Annotated in this window: 9 protein-coding genes and 1 pseudogene; 2 read left to right on the top strand and 8 right to left on the bottom strand. The window is 72.6% G+C overall.

All coding sequences use genetic code 11. From position 1 onward, the window contains the following. Positions 1-20: 20 nt before the first annotated feature. A complete protein-coding gene (locus P3T35_RS19590; RefSeq protein ID WP_101378900.1) occupies positions 21-410 on the bottom strand; it encodes an RDD family protein in 390 nt (129 codons plus the stop codon). A 137-nt stretch (positions 411-547) separates the two neighbouring features. Beyond that, the gene (locus tag P3T35_RS19585; RefSeq protein ID WP_180356317.1) at positions 548-4,000 is read right to left on the bottom strand and encodes a BTAD domain-containing putative transcriptional regulator; all 3,453 of its coding nucleotides are present in this window, start codon (positions 3,998-4,000) and stop codon (positions 548-550) included. A gap of 304 nt (positions 4,001-4,304) precedes the next feature. Between P3T35_RS19585 and P3T35_RS19580 the strand changes: the two genes are divergently transcribed. Beyond that, a complete protein-coding gene (locus tag P3T35_RS19580; protein ID WP_101378898.1) occupies positions 4,305-4,496 on the top strand; it encodes a hypothetical protein in 192 nt (63 codons plus the stop codon). A 42-nt stretch (positions 4,497-4,538) separates the two neighbouring features. Here P3T35_RS19580 and asnB read toward each other — a convergent pair whose 3' ends face one another. From asnB to P3T35_RS19555, 5 genes and pseudogenes are all read right to left on the bottom strand, one after another. Continuing rightward, positions 4,539-6,389, bottom strand: coding sequence for an asparagine synthase (glutamine-hydrolyzing) (gene asnB, locus P3T35_RS19575; protein WP_101378897.1), 1,851 nt, complete (start codon positions 6,387-6,389; stop codon positions 4,539-4,541). 156 nt (positions 6,390-6,545) lie between these two features. Next, positions 6,546-7,316 (bottom strand): annotated as a pseudogene (locus tag P3T35_RS19570) (M20/M25/M40 family metallo-hydrolase); the annotation flags it as partial. A 192-nt stretch (positions 7,317-7,508) separates the two neighbouring features. Further along, positions 7,509-8,558: an ABC transporter permease gene (locus P3T35_RS19565; protein WP_101378896.1), complete on the bottom strand. Its 1,050-nt coding sequence runs from the start codon at positions 8,556-8,558 to the stop codon at positions 7,509-7,511. Next, positions 8,555-10,138 carry a sugar ABC transporter ATP-binding protein gene (locus P3T35_RS19560; protein WP_101378895.1) on the bottom strand — a complete coding sequence of 528 codons (1,584 nt, stop codon included), beginning with the start codon at positions 10,136-10,138 and terminating at the stop codon, positions 8,555-8,557. Before P3T35_RS19560 ends, P3T35_RS19565 begins: the two co-directional genes overlap by 4 nt. 107 nt (positions 10,139-10,245) lie before the next feature. Then, complete coding sequence (locus P3T35_RS19555; RefSeq protein WP_101378894.1) at positions 10,246-11,292, bottom strand: substrate-binding domain-containing protein; 1,047 nt, start codon at positions 11,290-11,292, stop codon at positions 10,246-10,248. 705 nt (positions 11,293-11,997) lie between these two features. Here P3T35_RS19555 and P3T35_RS19550 point away from each other — a divergent pair. Then, positions 11,998-14,178, top strand: a complete 2,181-nt coding sequence (locus P3T35_RS19550; RefSeq protein ID WP_280707014.1) for a SpoIIE family protein phosphatase — start codon at positions 11,998-12,000, stop codon at positions 14,176-14,178. A gap of 45 nt (positions 14,179-14,223) precedes the next feature. Here P3T35_RS19550 and P3T35_RS19545 read toward each other — a convergent pair whose 3' ends face one another. Then, positions 14,224-15,282, bottom strand: a complete 1,059-nt coding sequence (locus tag P3T35_RS19545; RefSeq protein WP_101378892.1) for a phosphatidylinositol-specific phospholipase C domain-containing protein — start codon at positions 15,280-15,282, stop codon at positions 14,224-14,226. Between the last annotated feature and the right edge of the window lie 145 nt (positions 15,283-15,427).

Genomic DNA, 15,427 nt, shown 5'->3' with positions numbered 1-15,427 from the left:
CCCTGCCGTGCCGGGCCGGGTCAGTCGCCGAGCACCACGGTGTCGGCCAGCTTGTCGGCGAAGGTCTGCCGGCGGTCGTCCCAGAGCGGCCAGAGGAAGCCCAGGAAGCAGGGGATCGCGTCCAGCAGGTGCGCCAGGTCGCGGAGGAAGGCGCGCAGCATCCCGGTCGGCCGGCCGTCCTGCGCACCGACCAGCTCGCTGCCCAACAGCTGCCGCCCCCAGCTCTGCCCGGTGCGCCCGGCCTGGTACCAGCGGTTGTAGGCGAGCAGCGGGAGCGAGAGCCCTAGCAGGCCGGCCTGCAGCGTCTCGTTGCCGGGGTCGGCCGCGCCGGCGATGATGTTCGGCGCGAAGCAGGCCAGCATGTCGATGAGGAAGGACAGCACGCGTTCCGTCCAGTGGGCGTAGCTCACCGAGACCGCACTCCGTTCCGCCGGGCCTGCCCCCGGTCCAGCCTGCCAGCCGGGCCCGGCCGCGCAACCGCCGTTGCGCCGACCGGCTGACGTGCCGTCAGTGCGTCCGGCCGGCTGACCGCCCGGCCGACCCGCCGTCAGCAGCCGGCGGCGGCTCGGCTGGGCAGGCCGGCCAGCAGCTCGCCCAGCTCGGCGGCCTCCGGGACGCCGAGGTGCCGGGCCAGCTCCAGCGCGTCCTGGAGCTGCCCGGTGCCCTCCGCTTGGCGGCCGGTGCGCAGCGCGTGGCGGCCCAGGCCGGTCAGCGCGCGCACCTGCTCCAGCGGGGAGCCGGCCGCCCGGGCGCCGTCCAGCGCCGCCGTGAACTCCCGGTGCGCCGCGTCCGGGCGGCCGCCGGCGTTCAGCAGCCGGCCCAGGATGTTGCGCACCTCGGCCTCGCCGCCGCGGTCGCCCCGCTCCCGGCAGAGCGCCAGCGCGGCCCGCAGGTGCTCCTCCGCCCCCGGGTACTGGCCCAGGGCGAGCAGCGCGTCCCCCAGGTAGGCCAGCACCCGGGACTCGCCGAGCCGGTCGCCCTGCTCGCGGTAGAGCGCGAGCGCGGCCCGCAGGTTCTCCACCGCCGCGGCCGGCCGCCCGGTGGCCAGCCGCAGCACGCCCAGGTAGGCCATGGTGTTCATCCGCCCGCGCGCCTCGTCCAGCTCGTGGTACATCGCGCTAGCCTGCAGCAGGTCCTGTTCGGCGCTCTGGTACTGGCCGATGACCAGGCGGACCGCGCCGAGCGCCATCAGCCCGTTGGCCTCGCCGATCCGGTTGCCCAGGCCCCGGTAGAGGGACATCGCCTGGCGGTGCGTCGCTTCGGCCGCCTGGTAGCGGCCGGTCAGCTGCTGCAGCGACCCCAGGCTGGCCAGCGCATAGGCCTCGCCCGGCCGGTCGTCGCGGGCCCGGCACAGCTCCAGCGCCTGGTGCAGGCTCTCCTCGGCGGCCGGCACGTCGCCGGTGAGCTGCTGGATCAGGCTGAGCTCGCTGAGCGCGGCGGTCTGCCCGGTCCGGTTGCCCAGCTCCCGGAAGAGGAGCAGCGCCCGGGTGGTGTGCGTGGTCGCCTCCGGGTACTCGCCGGTGATCCGGCCCAGGATGCCCAGCTGGCTGAGCGCCTCCGCCTCGCCGGGAGCGTCGGCCGCGCCGCGGGCCAGGCTCAGTGCCTCGGCGAAGTGGTCACGGGCCCGGGTGTTGCAGCCGAAGGTCCGTTCCATGGCGCCCAGTTGCACCCGCGCGGCCGCCTGCCCGGACGGGTCGTCCAAGTGCCGGAAGAGCTCCAGTGCGAGCCGTAGATGCTCCGCCCCGGCCTCGTGCTCGCCGGTCAGCCGTTGGAAGGTGCCCAGGTGGGTGAGCGCCTCGGCCTGGCCGAACCGGTCGCCGTTGCTGCGGGCGGTCTCCAGGGCGATCCGGTGCAGCGCCCGCGCCTGGTTCCAGTGCCCCTGGGTGCGCAGGAAGTCGTGCAGCGCGGCGGGCAGCCGGATCGCGTGGTCGGGATGCCCGTTGGCCGCCGCGTACTCGATCGCCGCCCGCAGATTGCCCCGCTCGGCGCGCAGCCACGCGGTGGCCGCCTCCTCGGTGGGCAGCTCGGCCCCGGGGGTGCGCTGGGCGGGCACCCAACGGTGCCGGCGCACCGCCAGCCGGCGGCCCGCCTCGATCACGGTGGCCAGGTAGGAGTCCAGCAGCCGGCCCACGGCGGCGTGCCGCACCGACGGGTCGTCCATGGTGCCCAGCGCCCGGGAGTGCTCACGGATGAGGTCGTGCATCCGGTAGCGGCTGCGGACCGGCTCGTCCACCAGGTGGTGGTCCTCCAGCTCCTCCAGCAGGCGGCGGGCGGTGGCCACGTCGGTGCCGTCCAGCGCGGCGGCCGCCCGGGCGTCGAAGTGGTCGCCGGGGTTGAGCCCGAGCCGGCGGAACAGCCGGCGCTGGGCGGGGGTCAGATCCCGGTACGAGAGGTCGAAGGCGGCGGCCACCGAGACGTCCTCGGCCCGCAGCGCCGCCAGCCGGCCGGCGGCGGCCTCCAGGTCCGGCACCAGGTCGGCCACCGACCAGGCCCGCCGGTGCCGCAGCCGGGCGGCGGTCAGGTGGATCGCCAGCGGCAGGTAGCCGCAGAGCCGGACCACCTCGACCACGGCCGGCTGGTCCGGTGCCAGGTCGGGTCGCTGCGCGGTGGCGGTGAACAGCTCGGCGGCCTCGTCGGGCGGCAGCACGCCCAGCGTCATCGGCACCGCGTCGCCCAGCGCCGGCAGCCGGCGGCGGCTGGTGACCAGCACCAGGCAGCCGGGGGAGCCGGGCAGCAGCGGGCGGACCTGCTCGCTGCCGCTGGCGTCGTCGAGCAGCAGCAGCACCCGGCGCCCGGCCAGCCGGCTGCGCCACAGGTTGGCCCGGGCGTCCAGGTCCGGCGGGATCTGCTGGGGTGCCACCCCGACGGTGAGCAGCAGCGCGGCAAGCGCGTCGGCCGGCTCGACGGCCGGGGTGCAGGGGGTGTGGGCGTGCAGCGGCAGGAAGATCTGCCCGTCCGGGAAGTCGGCGGCCAGCCGGTGCGCGGCGTGCACGGCGAGGGCGCTCTTGCCGACCCCGGGCATGCCGTCCAGGGCCAGGATCCGCACCGAGCCGTCGGGGCGGTCGGTGCGGCAGGCCGCCAGCAGCCGTTCCAGCTCCTCGTAGCGCCCGGTGAAGCCGGCCACGTCCCGCGGCAGGCCGGCGCCCGCGGCCACCGCCGGCAGCTCGGCGTCCTCCTGCGCCTCGGCGGCCTGCTGCTCGGCGCGCAGGATCTCCTGGTGCGCCGCCCGGACCCGGGGGCCGGGCTCGATGCCCAGCTCCTCGACCAGGGTGCGGCGCAGCCGCTGGTAGCTCGCCAGCGCCTCGGCCCGCTGGTCGGTGCGGTGCAGGGCGATCATCAGCTGGCGGTGGAAGGCCTCGCGCAGCGGATGCTCCGCGGTCAGCCGGTTCAGCTCCGGGATCACGCCGTGCGGCCGGCCCAGCTCCAGTTCGGCGTCGAACTGCCACTCCAGGGCCTGCAGCCGCAGCTCCTGGAGCTGCTGCACATGGGGCAGCGCCTCCTCGGCCAGCGACGGCAGATCGGTCAGCGGGGTGCCGCGCCACAGCCGCAGCGCCTCGGCGCAGCGACTGCTGACGGCCTGCCAGTCGCCGGCCCGGCGGGCGCCGCGGGCGAGGTCCAGCAGTTCGGTGAAGACCGCGCTGTCCAGCTCGGCTGGGCCGACCTGGAGCAGGTAGCCGGGGGCGGCGGTGCGCAGCCGGGCCGGGCCTCCGGGGCCGAGCAGTCGGCGCAGCTGGACCACGTGGTTGTTGAGCGAGGTGGGCGCGGTGGCCGGCGGGTGCTCGCCCCAGAGCGCTCCGGTCAGCCGGTCGCGGGATACCACTCGACCGGGTTCCAGGAGCAGCATGGCGAGTAGCGCACGCACCTTCGGCGAGCTGACCGGAAGCGCCGTACCGGTGCCGTCGTGGACCGTCAAGGGCCCGAGCAACCCGAATCGCAGCCCGGCGACAGGCTCGTCAGGGGTGGTCGGGCGGCCCTGCCGGGGCCCTTGTTGATGGTCCATTATCGGGATGTTACCCGCCCGTGAGCGGCCTACGGCAGGCTCATGACGACCGAGCCGGACTGGGTCGGTGCCGAACAGGGGAGGGCACCGATCCAGTCGGCCTGTCGCCGCACGACCCGCCGCACGAGGGAGGACAGGCCGCATGACCGCCAAGCGTGACACCTCCTGGACCTGAGCGTCCGCCGAACCCCGCTCGGACAACACGCCGACGTCTCACCCGGGTGCTGCGTGGGACGGCGCAGGTCGGGTAAGTGTTGGAGACAGCAGGGGCCGCCCGAGCCCCGTAGCTGTAAGGGGTGAGGTCATGACCGACAACGCCACTGAGTACGCCGTCGACGCCCGGGACGCCATGGACGACCCGGAGGACCTGGAGTCCGGCAGCGACGAGCAGCCCACCCCGCGTGCCGAGCTCTCCCTGGACGCCGCCGCCGATGTGGCCGACGCGGTCGAGCAGACCCGTCAGGTCCCGGTGGACGACGACGAGTACCCGCGCTGACCGGCGCCCCACCGCCGGTCGGCGCGTAGCATTTCGCCGGCGCTACCGCAGCAGCGAGACCGGGTAGAGGCGCTGCCAGCGGTTCAGCGCCAGCAGCAGCTCGGTGGCCGGCCGGTCGTGGCGCGGATCCCGGTCGGGCGCCAGGGCGCGGGTCACCGCCACCGGATCGGCCAGGGCGTGCAGCGGGGCCTTGGGGTCCCGGTAGGCCTGGGCGAGCTCTGCCTTCAGGGCCTGCGGATAGTCCGGGTCCTGGGTGGCCGGGTAGGGGCTCTTCACCCGGGCCAGCACGTCGTCCGGCAGCAGGTCGGCGGCCGCCGCCCGCAGCAGGCTCTTCTCCCGCCCGTCGAAGGTCTTCATCGCCCAGGGCGTGTTGTAGACGTACTCGACCAGTCGGTGGTCGCAGAACGGCACCCGGACCTCCAGGCCGACCGCCATGCTCATCCGGTCCTTGCGGTCCAGCAGCATCCGGACGAACCGGGTCAGGTGCAGGTGGCAGATCTCCCGCATCCGCCGCTCCTTGGGGTCGGCGCCCGGCAGGTGCTCGACCTCGGCGATGGCGTCGGAGTAGCTGTCGGCGATGTAACTGGCGAGGTCCAGCTCGGCCAGCAGCCCCGGGTCGAGCAGGGACAGCCGGGGTTCGGCGCCCCGGCCGGTGATCTGGTGCATGTCGGCGTGCCAGGGAAACGTTTCCGCAGCCACCGCGGCCGGATCGTGGAACCAGCGGTAGCCACCGAACAGCTCATCCGCGGACTCCCCGGAGAGCGCCACCGTGGAGTGCCGCCGGATCTCCCGGAACAGCAGGTAGAGCGAGGTGTCCATGTCGCCGAAGCCGGTCGGTAAGTCGGCCGCGCGCAGCACCGCGTCCCGGTCCGCGGGATCGGTCAGCTGGGCCGCGTCCAGCACGATGTCCTGGTGGTCGGCCGCGATGTGGCGAGCCACCGAGTGGGCGAACGGGGTGTCCAGGCTGCCGCGCAGCTCGTCCGGCTGGAAGTTCTGCGCCTGGCCGACGAAGTCCACCGAGAACGACCGCACCGGACCGGCGCCGGCGGCGGCCAGCCCGTGGGCGGCGAGCGCCGTGACCGCGCTGGAGTCCAGCCCGCCGGAGAGCAGCGAGCAGAGTGGCACGTCCGCGATCAGCTGCCGCCGCACGGTGTCGGTCAGCAGCTCCCGCACGGTGGCGATGGTGGTGGGGAGGTCGTCGGTGTGCTCACGAGCGCCGAGCCGCCAGTACTGGTGGACCGTCAGGCCCTCGCGGCGGACCCGCAGCCAGTGGCCGGGCTTCAGTTCCGCCATGCCCCGGTAGATCGCGTACCCCGGGGTCTTCACGAAGGCCAGCAGCTCGCGCAGCCCGTCCCGGTCGACCACGGCGGGCACCTGCGGGTGGGCCAGGATCGCCTTCGGCTCGGAGCCGAACAGCACGCCGTCGGCGGTCGGGTAGTAGTACAGCGGCTTGATGCCCATGCGGTCGCGGACCAGCAGCAGTTCCTCGCGGCGAGCGTCCCAGATGGCGAAGGCGAACATGCCGTTAAGCCGGGTGACGAAGTCCGCGCCCCAGCGCAGGTAGGCGCGCAGCACCACCTCGGTGTCGCTGCGGGTGCGGAACCGCACGCCGTGGCCCTCCAGTTCGGCGCGCAGCTCATGGAAGTTGTAGACCTCGCCGCTGTAGGTCATCGCGGCCAGCAGGCGCCCGTCCTCCTCCACCGTCATCGGCTGCGCACCGCCGACCAGGTCGATCACCGCCAGCCGCCGGTGGCCCAGCGCCGCATGCGGCTCAAGGTGCACACCGCCGGCGTCCGGGCCCCGGCAGAGCATCGTCGCGGTCATCGCGTCGACCACCTGCCGCTGCTGCCTCACGTCGCTGTCGAACGCTACCCAGCCGGTTATCCCGCACATGCCATGACTATGACAGGCCACCCAGCGTATGGCTAGGGTGCACGCTCCGGAGCCAGTAAGGAGTAATTAGTCGCCAGGATCGGCACTGGTCGACCGGCGTGTCGTTGGTGATGGTGGCGGCCCCCTCGCCGTGGGTTGGCGAGGAGGTGTCGCCGCTCAGCTGTGCAGCGGTTCGGCCGACCGTCCGAGCAGGCCCGCGACCAGTGCGGTCTGGGTGGGTACGGTGTCGGGGTAGATGAACTCGCCCTGGGCGTGGGCGCCGTCGCCGACCGCGCCCATGCCGCACAGGACCGGCAGGCCGAGGGCGGCGACGAAGTTGGCGTCGCTGGCGCCGCCGACGGCGGCGGCGGGCAGTCCGTCGCGGCCCTGTTCGCGGGCGACTTCGCGGGCGAGGCCGAGGAGTGGTGCGGAGGCCGCGTTGAGGGTCATCGGTGGCCGGTTCCAGGCGTGGTCGATGTCGATCCGGACCCGCGGGTCGCTGACCTTGATGGCCTCCAACTCCGCGTCCACGCGTTCCCGTTCGGCCTCGCTGCTGACCCGGATGTCGACGCTCGCGGTGGCCGGCCCGGCGACGACGTTGGCGGCGGAGCCGCCGGTGATCAGCCCGGGGTTGATCGTGGTGCCCAGTGCGGGGGCGGCGACGGCCGCGGCGGCGACCACGAATTCGGACAGTGCGGTGATGGCGCTGGCCCCGTCCTCGGGTGCGAGTCCGGCGTGCGCCTCGACGCCGCTGGCGGTGACGCGGAAGGTCCCGTTGCCCTTGCGGGCGGTCTTGACCGCGCCGTGCGCGCTCGGTTCCAGTACCAGTGTCACGTCGGCGTGGTGCGCGATGTCCTCGATCACCGGACGCGAGGAGCGGGAGCCGACCTCCTCGTCGCCGTTGAAGAGGAAGGTGACCGTGGGCACCGGGAGGCCGTACTCCCGGGCCGGCTCCGAACGACGCTCGCCTGCCGGTGCCGCTGGGAGGCGGCACCGGCAGGCAGGTGGCGGTTCGGCCGACCCTCAGCGGCCCACCGCCCGTTCCGCCCAGTGGACGAGTCGGCCAACCACATCGTCGAGGCGGCCTGGTGTGACTCGTCCAGGCGGGGGTCTGGGCGCGCGCCATGCGCGCACGCACGGCTAGGCGGGCAGGCCGACCGCCCGCTCGCCGCTGCGGCGCTGCTGGATGACGACGGCGGCGACCAGCAGGCCGCCCTGGGCGACGTTCTGCCAGAAGGCGTTGATGCCCTGGACGGTCAGGCCGTTGGAGAGGGCACCGAGCAGGGCGACGGCGAGCAGGGTGCCGCCGATGCCGCCCTTGCCGCCCTTGAGGGCGCAGCCGCCGAGCGCGGCGGCGGTGATGGACTGCAGCTCCAGGCCCTCGCTGCCGGAGACCGGCTGGCCGGAGCCGGTGCGGGCGGTGAGCAGGATACCGGCGAGCGCGGCGACCATGCCGGACAGGGCGTAGGCGGAGATCAGGTACTTGTTGAGGTTGATGCCGGCCAGCCGGGCGGCGGTGTCGTTGCCGCCGATGGCGTAGATGTTGCGGCCGATGTCGGTGTACTTCAGCAGCACGTGGATGGCGGCGGCGACCACGATCAGCAGCCACACCATGACCGGCAGGCCCGCGATGCTGCCGCGGCTGAGGAAGATGAAGACCGGGTCGTTGAGGACGTAGCCCTGGGCCGAGCCGTTGGAGACCAACTGCGCCACACCCTTGTAGGCGGCCAGGCCGGCCAGGGTGGCGATGGTCGGGTTGACCCGGCCGTAGACGATCACCACGCCGTTGAACAGGCCGATCAGGGCGCCGAGGGCGATGGCCGCCCCCATACCGGCGAACGGGTTGGCGCCGGTGGAGGTGAACACCATGGCACTGACCACGGAGGCGAGTCCGGCCTGGGAGCCGACCGAGATGTCGAGTGCGCCGCAGATGATGACGACGGTCTGGACGACGGCGAGCAGGCCGGAGATGGTCGCGGCCTCGGCGATGACCTGGATGTTGGCCCAGCTCAGGAAGTTGCTGTTGAGCGAGCCGAACAGGGCCACGACGAGGGCGAGGGCACCGATGAGGCTGAGGTTCTGGCCGCCGACGGTGGCGAGGAGCGCGCGCAGGCCGCTGCGCCGCTGCTCATCGCCATGCTCGCTCGCTGCGGACTGCGGCGGTGTGGTGGGGGCGGTGCTGGTGCTCATCGGGCAACTCCGGTCGAGGGGTGGGCAGTGGTGCCGGTGTCGGCGAGGTCGTCCGCCATGGCCAAGGCGAGGATGGCCTCCTCGGAGGCCTCCGCACGGGCGAGTTCGCCGGTGGTGTGGCCGTTCTGCATGACGACGACGCGGTCGGCGAGGCCGAGGACCTCTGGGAGCTCGGAGGAGATGAGCAGGACCGCGGTGCCTTCGCGGGCGAGGTCGGCGACGATGTGGTAGATCTCGGCCTTGGCGCCGATGTCGACGCCGCGGGTGGGCTCGTCGAGGATCAGCAGTGCGGGCTTGCGGGCGAGCCAGCGGGCCAGGACCACCTTCTGCTGGTTGCCGCCGGACAGGGTTCGGACCTCGGCCTCGATGGACGGGGTGCGCACCCGCAGCCGGTCGGTGAACTCCTGGGCGAGATGCCGTTCCTGGCGCTTCTTCACGAACCGCCACCGGCGCAGTCGGCCGAGGTTGACCAGCGAGGTGTTGTCGCGGATGGACCGCTGCAGGAAGAGCGCCTGGGCCTTGCGCTCCTCGGGGGCGAGTCCGATGCCGGCGTTGATGGCGTCGCGCGGGGTCTTCAGGCGGAGCACCTCGCCGTTCAGTTCCACCGTTCCGGAGCGGATGGGCGCGTCCCCGCTGAGGGCGAGGGCGAGTTCGGAGCGCCCGGCGCCGATCAGGCCGGCCAGCGCGACGACTTCGCCGGCCCTGACCTGGAGGCTGATGTCGGTCACATCGTCGGTGGTGACGTTCTTGACGTCGAGGACGACCCGGTCGGTGGCGACCTGCTGGCGGACGAAGAGGGCGGACAGGTCGCGGCCGACCATGAGGCGCACCAGCGCGCCTTCGTCGGTGGTCGCGGCATCGACGACCCCGGCGACCTGACCGTCGCGCAGCACGGCGATGCGGTCGGCGAGTTGGAAGATCTCCTTCATCCGGTGGGAGACGTAGATGACGGCGATTCCGTCGTCGCGCAGTCGGCCGATCAGCGAGAACAGCGCGTCGACCTCGTGCTCGGACAGCGAGGAGGTGGGCTCGTCGAAGGCGATTGCGCGGGGCGGGGTCGACCCGGTGAGCGCCCGCATGATCTCCACCAGCTGGCGCTGGGCGGCGGTGAGTTCGGAGCCCAGCAGGTCGGGGTCGAGCACCTTGTCGAAGCCCAGGCGCTCCAGGTCGGCGGTGATTCGGCGGCGCAGCTCGGCCAGGTCCAGGCGCCGCCCGGCGGCGCGCGGGAGGGAGCCGGCGTAGACGTTCTCGGCCACCGAGACGTGCGGGATGATCTCCGGCTCCTGCGGGATGATCCGGATCCCGGCCTTGCGGGCATCGACCGGTGAGGACAGCGTCAGGGGCTGTCCGTCGAGCAGGACGCGGCCCTCGGTGGGCCGGTGGTCGCCGGTGAGGATCCGCAGCAGGGTGGACTTGCCCGCGCCGTTCTCCCCCATCAGGGCGGTCACTTGCCCCGGGTGGAAGGTGACGGTGACGTCGCGCAGGGCCTGTACGGTACCGAAGCGCTTGGAGACGCCCTCGGCGGTCAGGCCGGCTGATCCGCCGGGTGGCGCGGCGGACAAGGGTCGGGGTGCGGTCATCGGGGCCTCACAGGCAGAGCGTTTCCGGTGGTTGTGCGAGGGCGGGCCGGTGCGGCGACGCATGGCAACACGTGACAGCGCTGCCGCACCGGCGGTTTGGTGCGGTGTCAGCTGCAGGAGACACCGGCGGACTGCCAGCTGGTGCCATCGACCATCTGGGTGGGGGCGAAGGCCTCCTGGGGGAAGTCCTTGCTGTTCTTGAGCTTGTCGTACATGGTCTGGACGGCCAGGGCACCGACATCCTTGCCGTTGATGAAGAGTGCTGCCTTCATACCGGTGGGCTTGCCACTGCCCCAGTCCTTGCAGGCGAGGTAGGCGCCCAGGCCGACGCCGTCGATGTTGTCCGGGGTGACGCCGGCGTTCTGCAGGGCGGTGACGGCGCCTTGGACGTTCTCGTCGTTGCAGCCCCACGCGACCCAGTGCTTGACGCCGGGGTTGGCGGTGATGGTGGCGGCGACCTTGTCCTGGGCGCCGGTGGGGGTGTTGTCGGTGGCGACGTCGATGTTCTGCACGCCGGGGACGGCCTGGTTGAAGGCGTCCTTGGCGGCCTTGACCCGGTCGCCGCAGACGGTCACGTCCTGCTGCCAGGCGGAGATGATCCGGGTGTCGGCGGGGTTCCAGCCGGCCTTCTTGAACTCCTCGGCGGCGCGCTGGCCGACCTGCTGGCCCATCTGCTGGCCGGAGAAGCCGATCCGGGGGACGAGGTCGGTCTTGGCGCACTTGGCGGGGCTGGGGCCGGTGGCGCAGACCTGGTCGTCGGAGGTGAGCAACGCGGTCTTGGCGTCCTTGGCCATCTGCACGACCTGGGGACCGACGGCCGGGTCGGGGACGACGACTATCAGCCCGTTGGTCTTCTGCGCGATGGCGGACTGCACCTCACTGACCGTCTTGTTGGCGTCGCTGCCCAGGTCGACGACCTTCAGATCGATCCCGAGCGCGGCCGCCTTGGCCTTGGCGCCCGCCGCCTCGTCGACGAAGTACTGCTGGTCGCCCTGCTTCTGGAGGTAGGTGAGCGAGATCTTGCCGGTCACCGGTGCCACCGCGGCCGCGGCACCGGAGGAGGTCTGGCCGGTCGAACACGCCGTCAGGGCGAGCACGGTGGCGATGCCGAGTGCGGCGGCGGGGGCGATGCGGTGGCGGAGGGTGGGACCCATGGCGCGGCTCCTGAAGGGAAGGTCATCAGCGACCGGTCCGAATTAACACAACCGATCGGAAAGCAACGTAATCAAACGCGTTGACTCACAGGAAACGCGTGGTTCACAGCAGGCGTCAAGTGTCTGGATCAACCTGTGCGATTTCGAAACCCGCTCGTTATGCGCCATGAGAGTGCGGTCTAGCAGGCAACCTGACGATCTGGGGAACATCGGACAGCCCTGTGCCGATGATGCGGTACGGAGCTGTTCGTATCTGTTTAAACTGTGAAGAGAGTGCTCTGTCGACCGCGTTTGCCCCCCGGCGTCGCCGACCGGGACGCAGGCCCCAGAAACCCGGGTGCCCGTCGTCGAAGTGAAGAGGCACACCAGTTGGTGAAGGCCTTCACCAGCTCCCGGCCGCGGTCGCGCAGGCCGGCGGTGCCCCATGGGTCTTGCTGATCTCCTTCGACGAAGCCGACCCGTGTTGGGCGTTGGAAGTGCGGAACGGCGGTGATAGGTATACGTATCCGGTACTCCGCATACTACGGGTCACCACGGCGGCCGGTCCGGGCTGGTCCACGCCCCGGAACCGGGGGCGCGGGCCGTTCGCGCAGGTCCGACGGAACTCGCGCACGACTCGGGTGGGACAGGGGACGCCCGGACGGGCCACCATAGGAACAGGACCGCGCGGGCACGCCCCGTCGGGCGCGGATGAGGTGGTTTGCGGTGGGCATATCACGGCCCGAATCCGCGCGGCTCGGATCGACAGGCGCCGAGCCGCCCGCCGACGATGCCCTTGACACCGTCGAAGCGCTCGCCCAGCTGCTTAGGGCGGCCCCCGAACGCATCGGCGCGTACAGCGGCGGGCTCTACCTGCTCTCCGAGGACGGGGAGCTGCTGGAGCTGCTGATGATCCTCGGGGCCGCCCGGCAGTTCACCCGGCCCTGGCAGCACGTGGCCATGGCCGCGCCGCTCCCGGTGACCGACGCGGTGCGCGCCGGCCGGGTGGTCTGGGTCGCCGGGCCCGAGGAGCTGGCCCGTCGGTATCCGCGCGTCGCGGTCGCGATGCCGTACGCGTTCTGCCTGGGCACCGTGCCGCTGGTCTCACGCGGGACGACGTACGGCGTGGCGTTCTTCATCTGGCCGGCCGCACACCCCGCCGAGCTGTCGCCCGACGAGCAGCACGGGCTGAGCGCGCTCGCCGCCCAGCTGGCCGAGCTGCTGACGGCGGCGGCCCGGTCCGGCCGTCCGGTCCGACCGGGACCGCGGCCGGTGCCAGTCAACCCGCCGGCGCCGGCCGACACCTTCGCCGCCGTGACTGGCCGGCTGCCGGAGGGGCTCTGCGGCATCGGCCACGACGGCCGGCTCAACCTCGTCACGCCGACCGCAGCCGAACTGCTCGGCAAGCCGGTCGAGCAACTGCTGGGCGTCAAGCCGTGGTCGGCGCTGCCGTGGCTGCGCGACCCGATCTACGACCACCACTACCGCGCGGCGGTGATCAGCGGACAGGCCACCTCGTTCGTCGCGCTGAGGCCGCCGGACCGATGGCTCTCGTTCCGGCTCTTCCCGGACGCGACCGGACTGACGGTACGGATCGACACGGCCGCTGTCGGCCAGCGCCAGCCGTCGGCCTCCGACGTCACCGCCGAGCCGCTCGCGCACACCCGCCCCGGCGCGCTGTACCACATCCTGCACCTGGCCAGCGCGCTGACCGAGGCAGCCACTGTGCAGGACGTGGTGGGCATGGTCTCCGACCAGATAGTGCCGGCCTTCGGCGGCCGGGCCGTCGCGATCCTGATGACCGAGGGCGGCAAGCTGCGGATCGTCGGTCACCGCGGCTATCCGGCCGGGCTGGTCGACCAGTTCGACGGCACCCCGCTGACCGCGTCCACCCCAGGCGTGCAGGCCTCGACGAACCCGGTGCCGGCCTTCTTCGAGAACCGCGCCGAGTTGGAGCGGCTCTACGCCGGTCGCCGCGAGACCCAGGACGGCATGGCCGCGTGGGCCTACCTGCCACTGATGACCTCCGGTCGGCTGATCGGCACCTGCGTGCTCGCCTTCGCCGAGCCACACCGCTTCAGCCTGGAGGAGCGCGCCGTGCTGACGTCCCTGGGCGGCCTGATCGCACAGGCGATGGACCGCGCCCAGCTCTACGACACCAAGTTCGAGTTCGCCCACGGCCTGCAGGACAGCCTGCTGCCGCACACGCTGCCAGTGGTGCCGGGCCTGGCCACCGCGGCCCGCTACCTGCCGGCCACCGAGGGCATGGAGGTCGGCGGCGACTTCTACGACATCATCCCGGTGGACGGCGACGCGGTGGCCGTGGTGATCGGCGACGTGCAGGGCCACAATGTGAACGCCGCCGCACTGATGGGCCAGATCCGCACGGCCGTGCGCGCCTTCGCGACCGCCGACGCGGACCCCAGCACGGTGCTTGCCCGGACCAACCGCCTGGTCATCAACCTCGGCACCACGCTGCTCGCGAGCTGCGCGTACCTGCGGGTCGAACTGGCCGGCCGGGAGGCCTGGCTGGCAAATGCCGGCCACCCCGCCCCCCTGCTGCGTGACCCCGACGGCAGTACCCGGCTGCTCGAGCCGCCGAGCGGAATGGTGCTGAACGTCGACCCGAGCGCCGACTACCCGCAGGCCCGGATCGCGCTGCCGATCGGCACCACGCTGCTGCTGTACACCGACGGCCTGATCGAGACGCCCGGCACCGACATCGAGCAGGCCCAGGCGGTGCTCGCCGCCGCCCTCGCCCGGCACGGGGCGGCGCCGCTGGACCAACTGGCCGACGCGCTGATCGGCCAGGCCGGCCACGCCGACCACCGCACCGACGACATCGCGTTGCTGCTGATCCGCTCGGTGCCGGACCGGGCTGCCCGGCTTCACTCGGCTCGTCCGTGACCGTTCCGGCCCCGGTGTCCGGCGGACGGCCCGAAGCTTCCGGTGCTAGCCGCGCGTGAGCTGCTCGGCCAGCACCGTCGGAAGGCCCGTCCAGTCGCAGGAGACGAACGAGGCGTGCGCGGCCGCGAGTCGGGCCACCCGGGCGAGCGCGTCGGCCTGGCTCGGGGCGGTGTCCGAGAGCGCCGGGTTCACGTTCTGGGCGTCGGTCATCACCAGCAGGTAGTGGTTGGTGTCGTACCAGGAGGTGTCGATGCCGCCGTCGACGAAGGCGTGGGCGTCGCCGTCGAAGACGACGAACCACGGACGCAGCGAGGCGTCGGGGTAGCGGGTGCGCGGGTCACCGGAGGCCGCGCCGAGCACCGACGGGAAGATCTGCGCCTGGCCGAGGGTGCCCGCCGCCTGGAGCGCGGCCAGATGCTGGGCGTACTCGGTGTCGGTCCACAGATGGTCGAAGGGGTTGTTCATCTCGAAGGTCCCCGGGATCGCCTCCAGGATCACCTTGCCGGCCAGCGCCGAGCGGGTCGGCCAGTTCCCGGCCCGCGCCGCGGCGTCGAGCGTCGGGTAGCCGCCCAACAGGTCGGCCGGGCGGTAGACGTCCGCGCCCAGGTGCGTCTGGACGAGCGCGTCCAGCTCGGTCGGGCCGAGGCCGATCGTGGCGTCGAATCCCGCCTTCATCTCCAGCTTGACCATGATCGGCGGGTGTCCGGGGTGGGCCGCGAGCCAGATCCGGATGTCGTCCAGGCAACTGCCCAGGTCCTTGTTGGCGCCGCCGCGGTAGAGGTCGGCGGGGCTGGACGCGTCGACGCAGTTGTTGTTGTTGCCAAGCGGGTTGGCGTGGCTGACCTTCCACTCGTGGGTGAAGGGATCCACCCACGTGTCCAGTTCGATCAGCGAGGCCCCGGTGTCCAGCGCGTCGGCGAGGTAGGGGAACTGGGTGGTGTCGTCATAGGTGTTGTGGATGCCGACCGAGGTGCCGGCTGCGAGCGACAGGCCACCGGTGTCGGCGGCGGACGGCGCGGTGGCGAGCGGTAGCGCGCAGGCCACGGCGGCGAGCAGGACGGCCGCCCGGCGAACCGGGCGGGCGAGAGCGGGCAGGACGGACATGGGACCTCCGAGAGCGGGGGCGAGCCTTTCTGGCATGTACGCGCGCGAGGTTAGCGAGCGACGGTGGCGTTCACATGTCGTTGCGTCAAATATGTTCGGACGCTGGGGCGGTGGTGGACCCCGTAGGAGGTGACCGGGTCGGTCC

The sequence above is a fragment of the Kitasatospora sp. GP30 genome, assembly GCF_029892145.1.
Lineage (GTDB): Bacteria > Actinomycetota > Actinomycetes > Streptomycetales > Streptomycetaceae > Kitasatospora > Kitasatospora acidiphila.
The sequence above is the reverse complement of the archived record's forward strand: the minus strand, read 5'-3'. Positions and strand labels throughout refer to the sequence as shown.